1 pseudogene is annotated in these 250 nt (G+C 43.6%); it reads right to left on the bottom strand.

The annotated features are described in order from the left end of the window. Positions 1-179: pseudogene (locus SCA31_RS24705) on the bottom strand (nicotinate phosphoribosyltransferase); the annotation flags it as partial. Positions 180-250: the final 71 nt, after the last annotated feature.

The raw sequence follows: 250 nt of genomic DNA on the forward strand, positions 1-250 counted from the left end.
TTGGCCATTTTGAAACCATATTCCGCAGCATGGAACATGAACCATTCGTGGGCATGGGTTCCTATAGGTTTTACATTGTATTTCATTGCAAAATGAACGTTGGAACTTCCTATGAAGGTAGATTCTCTCTTTTGCGTAAGAGCTTCCATAACCAAATTCTGAACCTTATAAGAATGTCTTTAATGGTACGCCGACCCCCGAGATCTAACCCTAGAGGCACACTGTGTCCCTACACGTTGCTCCTCCGATC

It is taken from the genome of Chryseobacterium sp. SIMBA_028 (assembly GCF_046535285.1).
Classification (GTDB): Bacteria; Bacteroidota; Bacteroidia; order Flavobacteriales; family Weeksellaceae; genus Chryseobacterium.